At 71.2% G+C, this 14,629-nt stretch carries 11 protein-coding genes and 1 pseudogene; 4 read left to right on the top strand and 8 right to left on the bottom strand.

What is annotated here, in order from left to right; translation table 11 throughout:
• Positions 1-201: 201 nt before the first annotated feature.
• From ilvC to OCT49_RS25795, 5 genes are all read right to left on the bottom strand, one after another.
• Positions 202-1,203 (bottom strand): ketol-acid reductoisomerase, encoded by a 1,002-nt coding sequence (ilvC, locus tag OCT49_RS25815; RefSeq protein ID WP_283854202.1) that lies wholly within the window; start codon positions 1,201-1,203, stop codon positions 202-204.
• Between the two features lie 114 nt (positions 1,204-1,317).
• Positions 1,318-1,845: an acetolactate synthase small subunit gene (gene ilvN, locus OCT49_RS25810; RefSeq protein ID WP_148839397.1), complete on the bottom strand. Its 528-nt coding sequence runs from the start codon at positions 1,843-1,845 to the stop codon at positions 1,318-1,320.
• A gap of 22 nt (positions 1,846-1,867) precedes the next feature.
• The gene (locus OCT49_RS25805) at positions 1,868-3,724 is read right to left on the bottom strand and encodes an acetolactate synthase large subunit (protein ID WP_283854201.1); all 1,857 of its coding nucleotides are present in this window, start codon (positions 3,722-3,724) and stop codon (positions 1,868-1,870) included.
• A gap of 219 nt (positions 3,725-3,943) precedes the next feature.
• A complete protein-coding gene (locus tag OCT49_RS25800) occupies positions 3,944-6,778 on the bottom strand; it encodes a putative bifunctional diguanylate cyclase/phosphodiesterase (RefSeq protein ID WP_283854200.1) in 2,835 nt (944 codons plus the stop codon).
• 273 nt (positions 6,779-7,051) lie between these two features.
• Positions 7,052-8,020: a 2-hydroxyacid dehydrogenase gene (locus tag OCT49_RS25795; RefSeq protein ID WP_283854199.1), complete on the bottom strand. Its 969-nt coding sequence runs from the start codon at positions 8,018-8,020 to the stop codon at positions 7,052-7,054.
• 309 nt (positions 8,021-8,329) lie between these two features.
• On the opposite strand from OCT49_RS25795, the gene OCT49_RS25790 reads away from it, so the two are divergent.
• The 3 genes from OCT49_RS25790 (at position 8,330) to OCT49_RS25780 (ending at position 11,145) form a co-directional block, all read left to right on the top strand.
• Positions 8,330-9,322: an aldo/keto reductase gene (locus OCT49_RS25790; protein ID WP_283854198.1), complete on the top strand. Its 993-nt coding sequence runs from the start codon at positions 8,330-8,332 to the stop codon at positions 9,320-9,322.
• Positions 9,323-9,635: 313 nt separating this feature from the next.
• Positions 9,636-10,802 (top strand): PQQ-dependent sugar dehydrogenase, encoded by a 1,167-nt coding sequence (locus OCT49_RS25785; protein WP_283855947.1) that lies wholly within the window; start codon positions 9,636-9,638, stop codon positions 10,800-10,802.
• Between the two features lie 31 nt (positions 10,803-10,833).
• Positions 10,834-11,145 carry a DUF6191 domain-containing protein gene (locus tag OCT49_RS25780; protein WP_283855946.1) on the top strand — a complete coding sequence of 104 codons (312 nt, stop codon included), beginning with the start codon at positions 10,834-10,836 and terminating at the stop codon, positions 11,143-11,145.
• A 102-nt stretch (positions 11,146-11,247) separates the two neighbouring features.
• On the opposite strand, the gene OCT49_RS25775 is transcribed toward OCT49_RS25780, so the two are convergent.
• The 3 genes from OCT49_RS25775 to OCT49_RS25765 all read right to left on the bottom strand — a co-directional run bounded on the left by OCT49_RS25775 (position 11,248) and on the right by OCT49_RS25765 (position 14,067).
• Complete coding sequence (locus tag OCT49_RS25775) at positions 11,248-12,351, bottom strand: alpha/beta hydrolase (RefSeq protein WP_283854197.1); 1,104 nt, start codon at positions 12,349-12,351, stop codon at positions 11,248-11,250.
• A 130-nt stretch (positions 12,352-12,481) separates the two neighbouring features.
• Positions 12,482-13,738, bottom strand: a complete 1,257-nt coding sequence (locus tag OCT49_RS25770) for a serine hydrolase domain-containing protein (RefSeq protein ID WP_283854196.1) — start codon at positions 13,736-13,738, stop codon at positions 12,482-12,484.
• A 104-nt stretch (positions 13,739-13,842) separates the two neighbouring features.
• Positions 13,843-14,067 carry a hypothetical protein gene (locus tag OCT49_RS25765; protein WP_283854195.1) on the bottom strand — a complete coding sequence of 75 codons (225 nt, stop codon included), beginning with the start codon at positions 14,065-14,067 and terminating at the stop codon, positions 13,843-13,845.
• 302 nt (positions 14,068-14,369) lie between these two features.
• Here OCT49_RS25765 and OCT49_RS25760 point away from each other — a divergent pair.
• Positions 14,370-14,558 (top strand): annotated as a pseudogene (locus OCT49_RS25760) (helix-turn-helix transcriptional regulator); the annotation flags it as partial.
• Between the last annotated feature and the right edge of the window lie 71 nt (positions 14,559-14,629).

Here is a 14,629-nt window from a genome sequence, read left to right as displayed (position 1 = left end):
CGCACGACACTGTGGGCCTGACGCGTGTATGTGTGGAGCAGTGTAGTCATGTGACCGGAGGCGCACTGCGCCCCCTCGGAAGGATCACCCACACGGGGGTGGACGACTTGTACACACGTACGGCGCGCCGCTTCTTCCGGCGGTGGAACGACGGGAACGCCCCGGGGGCGGGCCGCAGGGCCCGCCCCCGGGGCGCCGGTGTCACGCGTCCTCGTCGTTGACCCAGCTCATGAGCTTGCGCAGCTCGCGGCCCGTGGTCTCCAGGAGGTGGTCGCTGTCGGCCTTCTTGTACTCGTTGTACTTCTTCAGACCGCCGTGGTACTCGTCCATCCAGTTCTTGGCGAAGGTGCCGTCCTGGATCTCCGCGAGGACCTTCTTCATCTCGGCCTTGGTGGCGTCGGTGATGATCCGCGGGCCGGTGACGTAGTCGCCCCACTCGGCGGTCTCCGAGATGGACCAGCGCATCTTCTCCAGGCCGCCCTCGTACATGAGGTCCACGATGAGCTTCAGCTCGTGCAGGCACTCGAAGTACGCGATCTCCGGCTGGTAACCGGCCTCGGTCAGGGTCTCGAAACCGGCCTTGACCAGAGCGGCGGTGCCACCGCAGAGGACGGCCTGCTCACCGAAGAGGTCGGTCTCGGTCTCCTCGGTGAAGGTCGTCTTGATGACGCCGGCGCGGGTGCCGCCGATGCCCTTGGCGTACGACAGGGCGAGCGCCAGGCCGTTGCCCGAGGCGTCCTGCTCGACGGCCACGATGCACGGGACGCCGCGGCCCTCCTCGTACTGGCGGCGGACCAGGTGGCCCGGGCCCTTCGGGGCGACCATGCAGACGTCGACGTCGGCCGGCGGCTTGATGAAGTCGAAGCGGATGTTCAGGCCGTGGCCGAAGAACAGCGCGTCGCCCGCCTTGAGGTTGTCCTTGATGGACTCCTCGTAGACCTGGGCCTGGATCGGGTCCGGGACCAGGATCATGATGACGTCGGCCTCGGCGGCGGCCTCGGACGGGGTCACCACGCGCAGGCCCTGCTCCTCGGCCTTGACCTTGGACTTGGAGCCCTCGTGCAGACCGACACGGACGTCGACACCCGAGTCGCGCAGCGACAGCGCGTGGGCGTGACCCTGGCTGCCGTAGCCGATGACCGCGACCTTGCGGCCCTGGATGATGGACAGGTCGGCGTCGGCGTCGTAGAACAGCTCGGCCACTGGGTTTCTCCTTGGTGTGCAGGTGTTGCGTCCCACCGTACGGCGGGTGCGTCGAATACGTTTCGGGGTCTTGCCATGCGGGCGGCGGATCCGGGACCCGTCCGGCGGAGGGTCCTACGCCGTACGGTCCAGGGCGCGCAGCGAACGGTCGGTGATCGAGCGCGCGCCGCGCCCTATGGCGATGGTGCCCGACTGGACCAGCTCCTTGATGCCGTACTGCTCCAGCATCTTGAGCATGGCCTCCAGCTTGTCGGCGCCGCCGGTCGCCTCGATCGTGACGGCCTCGGGGGAGACGTCCACGGTCTTGGCCCGGAACAGCTTGACGATCTCGACGATCTGGGAGCGGGTCTCGTTGTCGGCGCGGACCTTCACCAGGACGAGCTCGCGCTGGATCGCAGCGGACGGCTCGAGTTCGACGATCTTCAGGACGTTGACCAGCTTGTTGAGCTGCTTGGTCACCTGCTCCAGTGGCAGGTCCTCGACACTCACGACGATGGTGATGCGGGAGATGTCGGGGTGTTCGGTGGTACCGACCGCGAGCGAGTCGATGTTGAAGCCGCGGCGGGAGAACAGGGCGGTGATCCGGGCGAGGACACCGGGCTTGTTCTCGACCAGGACGGAGAGCGTGTGCTTGGTGGACATGGAGTCGGTCTCTCTCTGTCTCTCAGTCGTCTTCGTTGTCGCCGAAGTCGGGGCGGACCCCGCGGGCGGCCATGACCTCGTCGTTCGAGGTACCGGCGGCGACCATCGGCCACACCATGGCGTCCTCGTGGACGATGAAGTCGATCACGACGGGGCGGTCGTTGATGGAGTTGGCCTCTTCGATGACCTTGTCCAGGTCGGCCGGGTCCTCGCAGCGGATCGCGTGGCAGCCCATGGCCTCGGACAGCTTGACGAAGTCCGGGACGCGGGTGCCCTTCGCCGGGGCGCCCTCGGTGTCGGCCCCGGAGTGCAGGACGGTGTTGGAGTACCGCTGGTTGTAGAACAGGGTCTGCCACTGGCGGACCATCCCGAGCGCGCCGTTGTTGATGATCGCGACCTTGATCGGGATGTTGTTGAGCGCGCAGGTGGTGAGTTCCTGGTTGGTCATCTGGAAGCAGCCGTCGCCGTCGATCGCCCAGACGGTGCGGTCGGGCATGCCGGCCTTGGCACCCATCGCGGCCGGGACCGCGTACCCCATCGTTCCGGCGCCGCCGGAGTTCAGCCAGGTGGCGGGCTGCTCGTACTGGATGAAGTGCGAGGCCCACATCTGGTGCTGGCCGACGCCCGCCGCGAAGATCGTGCCCTCGGGGGCGAGCTGTCCGATGCGCTGGATGACCTGCTGCGGCGAGAGGCTGCCGTCCTCGGGCAGGTCGTAGCCGAGCGGGTAGGTGTCGCGCCAGCGGTCGAGGTCCTTCCACCAGGCGTCGTAGTCGCCGACGTGGCCGTCGGTGTGCTCGGCCTGGACGGCCTGGACCAGGTCGGCCAGGACCTCGCGGGCGTCGCCCACGATCGGGACGTCGGCGGCGCGGTTCTTGCCGATCTCGGCCGGGTCGATGTCGGCGTGGACGATCTTGGCGTACGGGGCGAAGCTGTCCAGCTTGCCGGTGACGCGGTCGTCGAAACGGGCTCCGACGGCGACGATCAGGTCGGCCTTCTGCAGCGCGGTGACGGCGGTGACCGCACCGTGCATGCCCGGCATTCCGACGTGCAGCGGGTGGCTGTCGGGGAATGCGCCGAGCGCCATCAGCGTGGTGGTGACGGGCGCTCCGGTGAGCTCGGCGAGGACCTTCAGCTCGGCGGTGGCCCCGGCCTTGATGACGCCGCCGCCGACGTAGAGCACCGGGCGGCGGGCCTGGACGATCAGCTTGGCGGCCTCGCGGATCTGCTTGGCGTGCGGCTTGGTGACCGGGCGGTAGCCGGGCAGGTCCTGGGTGGGCGGCCAGCTGAACGTGGTCTTCGCCTGGAGGGCGTCCTTGGCGATGTCGACGAGGACCGGGCCCGGACGGCCGGTGGAGGCGATGTGGAACGCCTCGGCGATCGTGTGCGGGATGTCCTCGGCCCTGGTGACCAGGAAGTTGTGCTTGGTGACCGGCATCGTGATGCCGCAGATGTCGGCTTCCTGGAAGGCGTCCGTCCCGATGGCGCTGGAGGCGACCTGGCCGGTGATCGCGACCAGCGGGACGGAGTCCATGTGGGCGTCGGCGATCGGCGTGACCAGGTTGGTGGCGCCGGGGCCCGAGGTGGCCATGCAGACGCCGACCCTGCCGGTCGCCTGGGCGTAGCCGGTGGCGGCGTGTCCGGCGCCCTGCTCGTGGCGGACCAGGACGTGGCGGACCCGGGTGGAGTCCATCATCGGGTCGTACGCCGGGAGGATGGCGCCGCCGGGAATGCCGAATACCGTGTCGGCGCCCACTTCCTCCAGGGAGCGGACGAGGGACTGCGCGCCCGTGACGTGCTCGACGGTGGCGGCGGGGGACCCGCCGTTACGGGCCCGCGGCTGGGGGTGGTGGGCCCCGGTGGCCTGCTCGGTCATCGGCATTCTCTTCTCGAAGCTGAGGGTTCTTGCGGGTTTTTTGAGATGTTTTGCCTGGTGTCAGTGCAACAAAAAACCCCTCGTGCCGTGAGGCAAGCGAGGGGAGCGCGTCGGTGGGGTCCTGCAGAGTGTCGAGCGAGGGACTCTGCTTCAGCCGACGCGCTTTCCAAGTACGAGAATTCGGGTGCGCATGGCAATGACCCTCTCTCCGACGCACTCACCATGTCAAGTGGGTGGGACGGTCGTCTCGACATGTGAACCGCCCGAACGGGTGAAACCCCCGGTCAGAACCGGTCTCCCGGTGCCGGTGCCGGGCACCGGGAACTCGCCGCGGGCCAGGGCGCGGCGCAGCCGGTACTCGTCGAGCGGGCCGGAGAACGCCATCCCCTGGCCGTGCGTGCAGCCCATGGCGCGCAGCGCGAGGACCTGCTCCGGCGCATCCACCCCGTCGGCCACGGACTGCATGCCGAGATCGCAGGCGATCCGCAGGAGACCGCTGGTGATCTTGTGCAGCCGGGCGGACTCCACGACGCCGTCGACGAGGCCGCGGTCGAGTTTCAGTACGTCGATGGGGAGCCGGCGCAGGGCGTTGATCGCGGCGTAGCCGCTGCCGAAGCCGTCGAGCGCGATGCGGACACCGAGGCGGCGCAGGGCCACGAGGCGTTGCTCCAGTTCGTCGAAGGAGATCCGGGGGTCGCTGTCGGCGACTTCGATCATGAGGGCTCCGGAGGGCAGGCCGTGCCGGGTGAGCAGCGCCTCGACGGAGCTGAACGGGAGCCCCTTGTCGAGGAGTCTGCGGGCGGGGAGCCGCACGGTCACGGGGACCGGGTGCCCCGCCCTCGCCCGTTCGGCGGCCTGTGCGACGGCCTCCTCCAGGAGCCAGCGGCCGAGTTCGGCGGTGCGGTCGTTGTCCTCGGCGACGCGGAGGAACTCGGCCGGGGTGAACAGGATGCCCTGGGCGGAGCGCCAGCGGGCCTGGGCGGTGACGGCGGCGACCGTGCCACTGGCGAGGTGCACCACGGGCTGGTGGAGCAGGGCGAACTCGCCGTCGCGCAGTGCGGTGCGCAGCCGGGCGGAGAGCTCGGAGCGGCGCACGACCTCGGCCTGCATCTGCGGGGCGTACAGCTCGACGCGGTTCTTGCCGCCCGCCTTGGCGCGGTACATGGCGAGGTCGGCGTTGCGCATGAGGTCGCTGGGGCTGATGCCGGGCTCGGCGAAGGCGACCCCGATGGAGGCGGCGACCCGCACGTCCCCGCCGCCGATCCGGTACGGCTGGGAGAGGGTGACGCGCAGCCGGTCGGCGATCTCGTGGACCTGGCACTCCCGGGCGCCCTGGTCGCGGGTGCCGTCGCCGAGGATGATCGCCGCGAACTCGTCGCCGCCGAGCCGGGCCGCGGTGTCGCCGGACCGGACGGACTGCTGGAGGCGGTGGGCGGCCTGGACGAGGAGTTCGTCGCCCGTCTGGTGGCCGAGGCGGTCGTTGACCGATTTGAAGCCGTCGAGGTCGATGAAGAGCACGGCCGTGCCCTGGTCACCGGCCCGCCGGCCGCCGAGGGCCTGACGGACCCGCTTGGTGAACAGGGCGCGGTTGGGCAGGTCGGTGAGCGGGTCGTGCTCGGCGTTGTGCTGCAACTGGGCCTGCAGCCGCACCCGTTCGGTGACGTCGCGGCTGTTGAGGATCAGGCCGCCCTGATGGCGGTTGACGGTGGACTCGACGTTGAGCCAGTCGCCCGTGCCCGAGCGGAAGCGGCACTCGATGCGGGTGGTGGGTTCCTCGCCCGGCGGGGCGGCGAGGAACCGGCGCACTTCGTGGACCACCCGCCCCAGGTCGTCCGGATGGATGATCGAGGAGAGCTCGGCCCCGACCAGCTCGTCGGCGTCGCGCCCGTACACCCCGGCGGCGGCGGGGCTGACGTAGCGCAGGACGCCGGTGGGGGCGGCGATCATGATGACGTCGCTGGAGCCCTGCACCAGGGAGCGGAAGTGGTTCTCCTTCTGCGCCAGTTCCTGGGTGAGGGCGATGTTGTCGACGAGCATGATGCCCTGCCGGACCACCAGGGCGAGCACCACCGCGCAGCCGGTGAGGACCACGACGCGGTCCACCCGGCGGCCCTCGATGACGTTGTGGAGGATGCCGAGGGTGCAGACGGCGGCCGCGAGGTACGGCGTCAGCGCGGCCAGAGAACTCGCGACGGGGCGGCTGGCGGACTGCGGGGGCTCCGGTGGCGGGACAGCGTTGTCCGCCGCTCTGTTGGCACCCCAGGGGGCGTACGCGAGGAGCAGGGAACCGGCGAACCAGCCCGCGTCCAGCAACTGTCCGGAGTGGTAGCTCTGCCGCAGCAGCGGCGAGGTGAACAGGGCGTCGGACAGGACTGTCACGGCGAGCGCGGCCACGGCGGTGTTCACCGCGGAACGGTCGGCGCCGACCCGCCGGAAGTGCAGGGCGAGCACCATGGAGACCAGCACGATGTCGAGCAGCGGGTAGGCCAGCGAGAGCGCCGCGCGGGCCACGCTCGGGCCCTCGGCGTCCGCCAGGTGGGCGGTGTGGGCGAGGGCGAGGCTCCAGGAGAGCGTGAGGAGCGAGCCGCCGATCAGCCAGGCGTCCAGCGCGAGACAGACCCAGCCGGCTCTGGTGACCGGGCGCTTGGCGAGGACGAGCAGCCCGACGATGGCGGGCGGCGCGAAGCAGAGGAAGAGGGCGTCGGCCGCGGAGGGGGTGGGCACCTCGCGCCCGAGCACGACCTCGTACCAGCCCCAGACCGCGTTGCCCCCGGCGGCCATGAGCGAGGAGAACGAGAACAGCAGCCAGGCCGGCCGGAACCGGCTGCCGACGGCGCGCGCGTAGAGGAAGCAGGAGACGGCGGCGATCAGCGCGGCCGCGCTGAGGCCGAAGTCGCCCATGAAGACCGACAGTTGGCGTGATCCCCAGCCGAGGGCCGCGCCCACGGCATAACCGGCGCAGAGGAAGCCGAGCAGGAGCTGCCAGAACAGGGCGGAGGGGCCGCACGCGGCCGACCGGCGGGAGAGGAGCGCGCCGAGGGCGTCGACCGGCGCGCTCACCGGCGCGACCCCGATACCGCCGGATGTGCCCTCACCCGGCGCCCCGCCGGTCCCCGTCGACTGCCCCGTGGTGTCGGATCGTCCACCCATCGGCCGTGCATCGCCCATCGCCCCCTCGCGTGTCGCGTCCCCCGGCGCCGTCCCTTCCACGACGCAGCGCCCCTTTCGGGACGATACACCAGAGTCGTCACTCAGGGACATAGTTCCTCTACTCTCCGTGACGACCTGGGGCGTTGTCCGCACGCTGCGCAGTCACGGGGATCCGCAGCGTGGTCATTCGGTGGTGCGCACGACGTTCCGCAGCGGCTCGCCCGCGGCGAACCGGCTCAGCTGTCCGGCCATCAGCCGCTTGGCGCGCGGCAGGAACGCCGAGGTGCTGCCGCCGACATGGGGCGTGATCAGGACATGGGGAGCATGCCAGAGGGGGTGCCCGGCGGGCAGCGGTTCCGGGTCGGTGACGTCGAGGGCGGCGCGCAGCCGGCCGGACTCCAGTTCGGCCAGCAGCGCCGCGGTGTCCACGACGCCGCCGCGCGCGACGTTCACGAGCAGCGCCCCGTCCCGCATGGCGGCCAGGAAGCCGGCTCCCACCAGCCCCTGCGTGGACGGGTTCAGCGGGGTGGACAGGACGACGACATCGGCCTCGGGCAGGAGTGCGGGCAGATCGTCGAGTGCGTGCACGGGGCCGCGCGCGGTCGTCCGCGCGGAGCGCGCGACGCGTGCCACCCGCGCGCACTCGAAGGGCGCGAGCCGGTCCTCGATGGCGGAGCCGATCGAACCGTAGCCCACGATCAGCACGGACTTGTCGGCGAGCGCGGGGTAGAAGCCCGACCGCCACTCCTCCTCGTCCTGGCCGTGCACGAAGCGGGGGATGCCGCGCAGGGAGGCCAGGATCAGGGCGAGGGCGAGCTCGGCGGTGGACGCCTCGTGGACCCCCTTGGCGTTGCACAGCCGCACCCCGGCGGGAAGCAGTCCGAGACCGGGTTCGACGTGGTCGATGCCCGCCGAGAGGGTCTGCACCACCCGGACCGACGTCATGCCGCCGAGCGGACGGACCGCGACCTCCTCCCCCTTCATGTACGGCACGACGTAGAAGGCGCAGTCGGCGGGGTCGGCGGGGTAGTCCGGGCCGCCGTCCCAGAAGCGGTAGTTGAGCCCTTCGGGAAGCCCGTCGATCTCGTCGGCGGTGAACGGCAGCCAGACGTCGGGGGTTGTCGTCACGTCGGAAGTCTTCGTCGGAGTCATGATCAGGAGGCTAGGACATGCCTCCCGGGGGCGATCGGTGGAGGCTGCGCGAGGGACGCCGGGCGGCAGAGGTTACTTTGGGTGCGGTGTGGTCCCGTGATCGCGGGACACGAACCCGGTCGTCGAACTGCCGTCGTCGCCCGCAGGGACGCCGTGCGGCGTCCGGCGCGCGCGGTCGCGGGGCGCCGGGGAGTTCCGGGGCCGGGACAGGGGTCCCCCCTGCCCTGACGGAGCCGGGAGCTCGGGGAAGCGCCGGGCGTCCGCGACGGACGGCGGTCCGGTGGCGGGGCCCAGGGAGGGTACGGGGAGTTGGAGCGCAGGAGTCTCGGTGCGGCGGCGCTCGCCGTGGGGGCGGTCGGTCTCGGCTGCATGCCGATGAGCTGGGCGTACAGCGCGTCACAACAACGCGGTGACCGTGCGTTGCGGACGGTGCACGCGGCGCTGGACGCGGGGGTGCAGCTGCTCGACACCGCCGACATGTACGGCCCCTTCACCAATGAGCTGCTGGTGGGGCGGGCGCTGAAGGGCCGTCGGGCCGACGCGTTCGTCTCCACCAAGTGCGGGCTGCTGGTGGGTGATCAGCACATCGTGGCCAATGGCCGTCCCGGTTACGTGCGGCGGGCCTGTGACGCCTCGCTGCGCCGGCTGCAGACCGATGTGATCGACCTGTACCAGTTGCACCGGGCCGATCCCGAGGTGCCGGTCGAGGAGACCTGGGGGGCGATGGCGGAGCTGGTGACCGCCGGCAAGGTGCGGGCGCTCGGGCTCTGCGCGGTCGGGGCGCGGGCCTCGCGGCGGCCGGGGGCGCGGATGTACGACGAAACGATCCGTCAGCTGGAGCGGGTGCAACAGGTCTTCCCGGTGAGCGCGGTGCAGGCGGAGTTCTCGGTCTGGTCCCCGGAGCCGTTGGACGCCCTGCTTCCGTGGTGCTCGGCGCGGGGGGTGGGGCTGCTGGCGGCCATGCCGCTGGGGAGCGGCTACCTGACGGGCACGCTCACGCCGGGGCAGGGCTTCGAGCCGGACGATCTGCGGGCCCGGCATCCCCGGTTCACGGCGGAGATGATGGCGGCGAACCAGCCGGTGGTGGTCGGGCTGCGGCGGGTCGCCGAGCGGCACGGGGCGACCGTCGCGCAGGTGGCGCTGGCCTGGGTGCTGCGGCAGGGACCGCACGTGGTGCCGGTGCCGGGGACGAAGCGGGAGCGCTGGGCGGTGGAGAACGCGGGGGCGGCCGGGCTGGAGCTGACCGCGCGGGACCTGGCGGAGATCGCCCGGCTGCCCGGGGCCCAGGGGTCGTGGGACTGAACCCCGGCGGGTGGCCGCGGGTTTCCCGGCCGGGGGCTTCCGTTTTCGGGCATCGCTTTCGGGCGTCGCTTCCCGACGCCGTTTTCGGGTGTCGCTTCTCAGCACCGTTTCCCGGCGTCGCTTTCGGCGGCGGACGGGGACAATCGACGGGCGCCGGGAACCCCGAAGGGGGCGACGGTGTTTGAGGAGTGGTCAGGTGTCCGTCGAAGGGATCGGTTCTGTGCGCGGTGTTCTGTTCGGATCTGTACGGGGCCCGGCGGGGCCCGGCGGGCGGTGCCGGGGCCCGCGCCGCGGTGCGGTGCGGCGGGGGACGCTGGCCGCGCTGGCCGCAGGTTCGCTGGTGCTGACCGCGGGGTGCTCCGGGGATGGTTCCGGCGGCGCGGCGGGCACCGGCCGGACGCCGACGGCCGCCTCCTCCCCCGCCGCCCCGTCCCCGTCGCCCTCCCCGTCCGCCACGGTCTCCCTGCCGCCCGCGAAGGGCTCGGTGAAGGTGGTCTCCACGCTCACGGAGGGCCTGGAATCGCCCTGGGGCCTGGCGGCGCTGCCCGACGGCGACCTGCTGGTCTCCTCGCGCGACAAGGGCACGATCACCCGGATCGACGCGAAGAGCGGGAAGAAGACCCTGCTGGGCTCCGTGCCCGGGGTGGCCCCGGGCGGTGAGGGCGGGCTGCTGGGGATCGCGGTCTCCCCCACGTACGCCTCGGACCATCTGGTGTACGCGTACTTCACCACCGAGTCCGACAACCGCATCGCGCGCATGCAGTACGACGAGGACGGCACGGTGCCGGGCCGGCTGCTGGGCGCCCCGGACACGATCCTGCGCGGCATCCCCAAGGGCGCGATCCACAACGGCGGCCGGATCGCCTTCGGGCCGGACGGCATGCTGTACGCGGGCACCGGCGAGACGGGGGACGACGGCCTCGCGCAGGACCGGGAGTCGCTGGCAGGCAAGATCCTGCGGATGACGCCGGACGGGCAGCCGCTGCACGGCAACCCCGAGGCCGACTCCGTGGTGTATTCGTCCGGGCACCGCAATGTGCAGGGGCTGGCCTGGGACGGGCACAAGCAGCTGTGGGCGTCGGAGTTCGGGCAGGACAGCCGGGACGAACTGAACCGGATCGTGCCGGCCGGGAACTACGGCTGGCCGGAGGTCGAGGGCGAGGCGGGCCGTAAGGATTTCGTCGACCCCGTGGCCCAGTGGAAGCCGTCCGAGGCGTCCCCCAGCGGGATCGCCTTCGTCAAGGGCTCGATCTGGATGGCGGGCCTGCGCGGTGAGCGGCTCTGGCGCATTCCGCTGTCCGGCAAGGAGACCGGGGAACCCCTGGCGGCCCCGCAGGCGTTCCTGGAGAAGAAGTACGGCCGTCTGCGCACCGTGCTCGCCGCGGGCGGGGACAAGCTCTGGCTCGTCACGAGCAATACGGACGGCCGCGGCACCCCCAAGCCTGGAGACGACAGGATCCTGGTGCTGGAGGTGCGGTAGCGGCCACGACAGGGGAAAGGGCGTGCGGCTGGTGTTCAACTTCTTCGAGGAAATCTTCGCACCGGGCCGCAAGCACACCGTCGAGGAGCAGAAGCGGCTGGAGCTGTCCCGGGTGGACCTCGGCATCGGCGACCCGGGCCGCGGGCCGGTGGACCTTGCCTCGGGCAAGGTCACCATCCGGTCGTCCGGTACCTCCGGAGCACGGGAAGAGGGGTCGTCCGGGGCGAGAACCGCCCCGGACGACCCCGGTTCCGCCCCCGGTGCGGGGCCCGATCCCTCCCCCGATCCCGGATCGGACCCCGCCGCCGGTCCCGGTGCCGTCCCGGGGCCCGGCCCGGGGTGACGGGCCCGCGTGCGTGACGCGGGCCCGCCGCCTCGGCCGGGCCGCCTCGGTCTGGCCGGTTCAGTCGGCCCGGTTCAGCCTGATCGCCTCGGTCTGGCCGGTTCAGCCGGCCCGGTCGAAGGAGTCCTGGAGCCGGGGGACGTAGTCGGCGATGGCGGGTGCCCAACAGCCGTAGTTGTGGCCGCCGTTGCAGGTGGGCGAGAGCGACGAGCCGTTGCCGTAGTCGACGAGGCGGCTGTTCAGGCCGAGCTTGTCCATGCGGGCCTTGACGTTCCTGGAGGCGATCGCGGTGAAGTGGTCGATCAGGTCGTTGTCACCGGTGTAGAGCGTGACGTCGGTGTCGGCGAGCTTGGCCAGGTTGACCGGGGCGGCCGGGTCGATCGCCTTCCAGATCCGGTCCGCGTCGAGGATCGGGTACGGGGAGCCGAAGATCGCGTCGCTGTCGACGACCGGGCCGTACCCCGTGCACTCGCCGGTGCCGGGCGGGGTGGAGCTGCTCAGGGCGCACCAGGCTCCGGGCAGGTTGAGCTCCGTGGCCAGGACCGCCGCGCGGACCTCCGCCATGCCGAAGTCGATGCCGCCGGACAGCGAGGCGACGTGGCCGAAGAGGTCGGGGCGGGCCTCGCCGTAGTGCAGGGCGCCGAAGCCGCCCATCGACAGGCCGACGACGGCCCGGTGGTCCCGGTCGGCGAGGGTGCGCAGGTTCGCGTCGATGAAGGGGACGACCTGCTTCAGGTGGAAGGTCTCCCAGTTCGCCGCGCCCTCGGCGGTGTTCTGCATGAGCCAGTCGGCGTACCAGCCCTTCCGGCCGCCGTCCGGCACGACGGTGATCATCGAGTCCGAGCGCAGGGCCGGGACGGCCGCGGCGTCGTCCGGGTTTCCGGGGCCGCCGTGCAGGAAGTACGTCACCGGCCAGCGCTTGCCGGGCTCGTTGCGGTAGCCGCTGGGCAGGAAGATCCGGATCTTGCGCGGTCCGGCCACCTGCGAGGTGGTCACGGTGATGGTGAAGTCGTTGTCCGAGTGCACCTCGGTGCCCCCGGCGACCTGGGTCAGGCCGAATCCGTCGGACAGCACCGGAGGAGGGGCGGCGCCCTCGGTGCCCTCGGCGTGCGCGAGCGGGGTCGCGAGGGTCGCGGTCATGGCCAGCGCGGCGGCGGCGACGGCCGTCCGGGTCCGGGTCCGCCAGGTGGTCGGCTGCGTTCTCATAGGGTGTCCTCTCCGAGAGCGGATGGCTCTCACGGGTGAGTGGGGGTCGGTCGGGGTCGTTGACGCGGCCCGGCCGCCGGGCCGCGTCAACGACCCGGTCGCGCGGGAAGCGCCCTTCCGGTCGCGGTGCTCAGAGCGCGCAGAACGCATCCGTCATGGCCTTGCCCGTGTGGGCCTGCCCCGGCGTGCCGCCGAGCAGATGGAACTCGTTGTTCGCGTGCGCCACCTGCTCGGTGCCGTCCTCACTGCTCAGCCACGCGCTGAAGTAGCCGAGCACCGCGCCGCTGTGCCCCCAGGCCGACTTCCCGCAGGGCAGCTTCACCTGCCTGATGCCCAGCCCGTACCCCATGTCGCCGCTCACCGGGACGGTGGTCTTGAGCTCGGTCATCTGCGCGGGCGCCAGGAGCTTTCCGGTCAGCAGCGCCCGGGAGAACGCGGCCAGGTCGTCCATGGTCGACACCATGGCCCCGGCGCTCCCGAAGACCTGCACGTTGGAGACCGTTCCATCGCCGATGAGGATCGCCCGGATCACGTAACCATGGAGGTAGTTGCCGTAAAGCGCGGGGTCGGACGTGGGGAAGCTGGTGTCGCGCAGACCGAGCGGTTCGATGATGCGCCGCTGGATCTGGGTGGCCGCGTCCTCACCGGTGACGGCCTTGATCACCATGCCCGCGAGTACGTAGTTGGTGTTGGAGTACTCGAACTTCTCGCCCGGCTCGGCGGTCGGCGCGCGCATGCCGAGGGCGACGTCGACCAGGTTCTGCGGCGGGTAGACCTCCCTCGGGTTGGTGTTGAGGAAGTACGGCCCGTTGATCTGCAGGGACTTGAAGTAGTCGGGCAGGCCCGAGGTGTGGTTGAGCAGCTGACGGATCGTGATCTTCGAGCCGTCGTAGCCGTTGGCGGCGGCCGCACCCGGCAGCCACCGGTCGACGGTGTCGTCCAGCGAGAGCTTCTTCTCGCCCTCCAGTTGGAGCAGCACGGTGGAGACGAACGCCTTGGTGTTGCTGCCGATCCGGAACTTGGCCTTCGGATCCGCGGGCCCCTTGGTGGCGCGGTCGCCGACGCCCGCGTGCACGTACTGGGTGGTGTCGCCCTGCCGGACCATGCCGATCACGCCCGGGTACCCGTCGGCGACCCCCTGCCGGGCCCCGGCCTGCAGGATGTCGGCCGGGGTCTGGGCGGCGGCCGGGGAGCCGGTGGACGAGGTGCCGGTGGACGGGGCGGCGGCGACGGCCGTGCTGGCCCCGGTCATCAGGAGGCAGACCGCGGTGGCCGCCGGCAGCAGCCGGCGCCAGTACCCGCGCGTCGGCGAGGGGCGCCGGGCCGCGCCGTCGCCACCCACGGCCCCGGTGTCCGTCGGGATACGAGCCCCGGAAACATCACGCATGCTCATTTTCTTTTCTGTCCCTCTCAGTCGGTCGGTCATTCCAGCTGTTCGGTGGAAGCCGGATTCGTTCCGGACTCCGGGCGAAAACGGACGGGCCGAAACCCCTATCGCTGACAGGCGGCCGCGATGATCAGCAGAAGGACGACGATTCCCAGCACCTGGAGGCATCCGCCGCCCTCCGGGTTCTTCCGGTTGACCTCCACGTGGCCGCCGGGGGGAATTCCGGGGTGCTGTTTCTCGTAGTGGTCGAGCTGGCGGTCCGCCCCCTGGGACTCACTGACCCACGGCGTCTTGAAACCGCATTCGCCGCACCAGAACCGATATGCCATGTCAACTCCTCATGTGTCGCAGCAGGAGAAATTCATGAGAGGCGATCAGGTCCGGCGCCGGGCCCGTCCGGGCCCTGTGGTCCGCCCCGGCCCGTCGACGATCCGCCGTCGGCCGGCCGCGTGTTCCCTCTGCTTCTCGGAGATCCTGCGAAGTGCACCGCCCCGCGTCGGCGCACCGACCGGGCACCACTGATCGTGGAGTTCACGCTGCTCGGGGAACAGGCCATACGACCGGCCATGCATGACCGGTCGTCACGGTAGGCTCATGACCGGCCGCGCTCGGTGGTGGAGAGGATGTCCAAGTGGCGGATCAGCTGGGCACGTTGTTGCGTCGGCTGCGCACCCGGTCGGGACTGACGCAGGAACAGACGGCGGAACGGTCCGGGGTGAGCGTGCGCACCATCCGCAGACTGGAGACGGGCAGATCCAGCGATCACCGGCTGGGAACGGTGAACCTGCTGGCGGACGCCCTGGAGGCCGGACCCGAGGACCGCCAGAAACTCGTGGCCTTGCTCGCGGGAACGCGGAGCGGGCCGGATTCCGGGGATTCCGAACCGGCTGA

The sequence above is a fragment of the Streptomyces sp. ML-6 genome (genome assembly GCF_030116705.1).
Taxonomy (GTDB): Bacteria; Actinomycetota; Actinomycetes; order Streptomycetales; family Streptomycetaceae; genus Streptomyces.
Note: the sequence above shows the minus strand (reverse complement) of the source record. Positions and strands in the feature narration are given on the sequence as shown.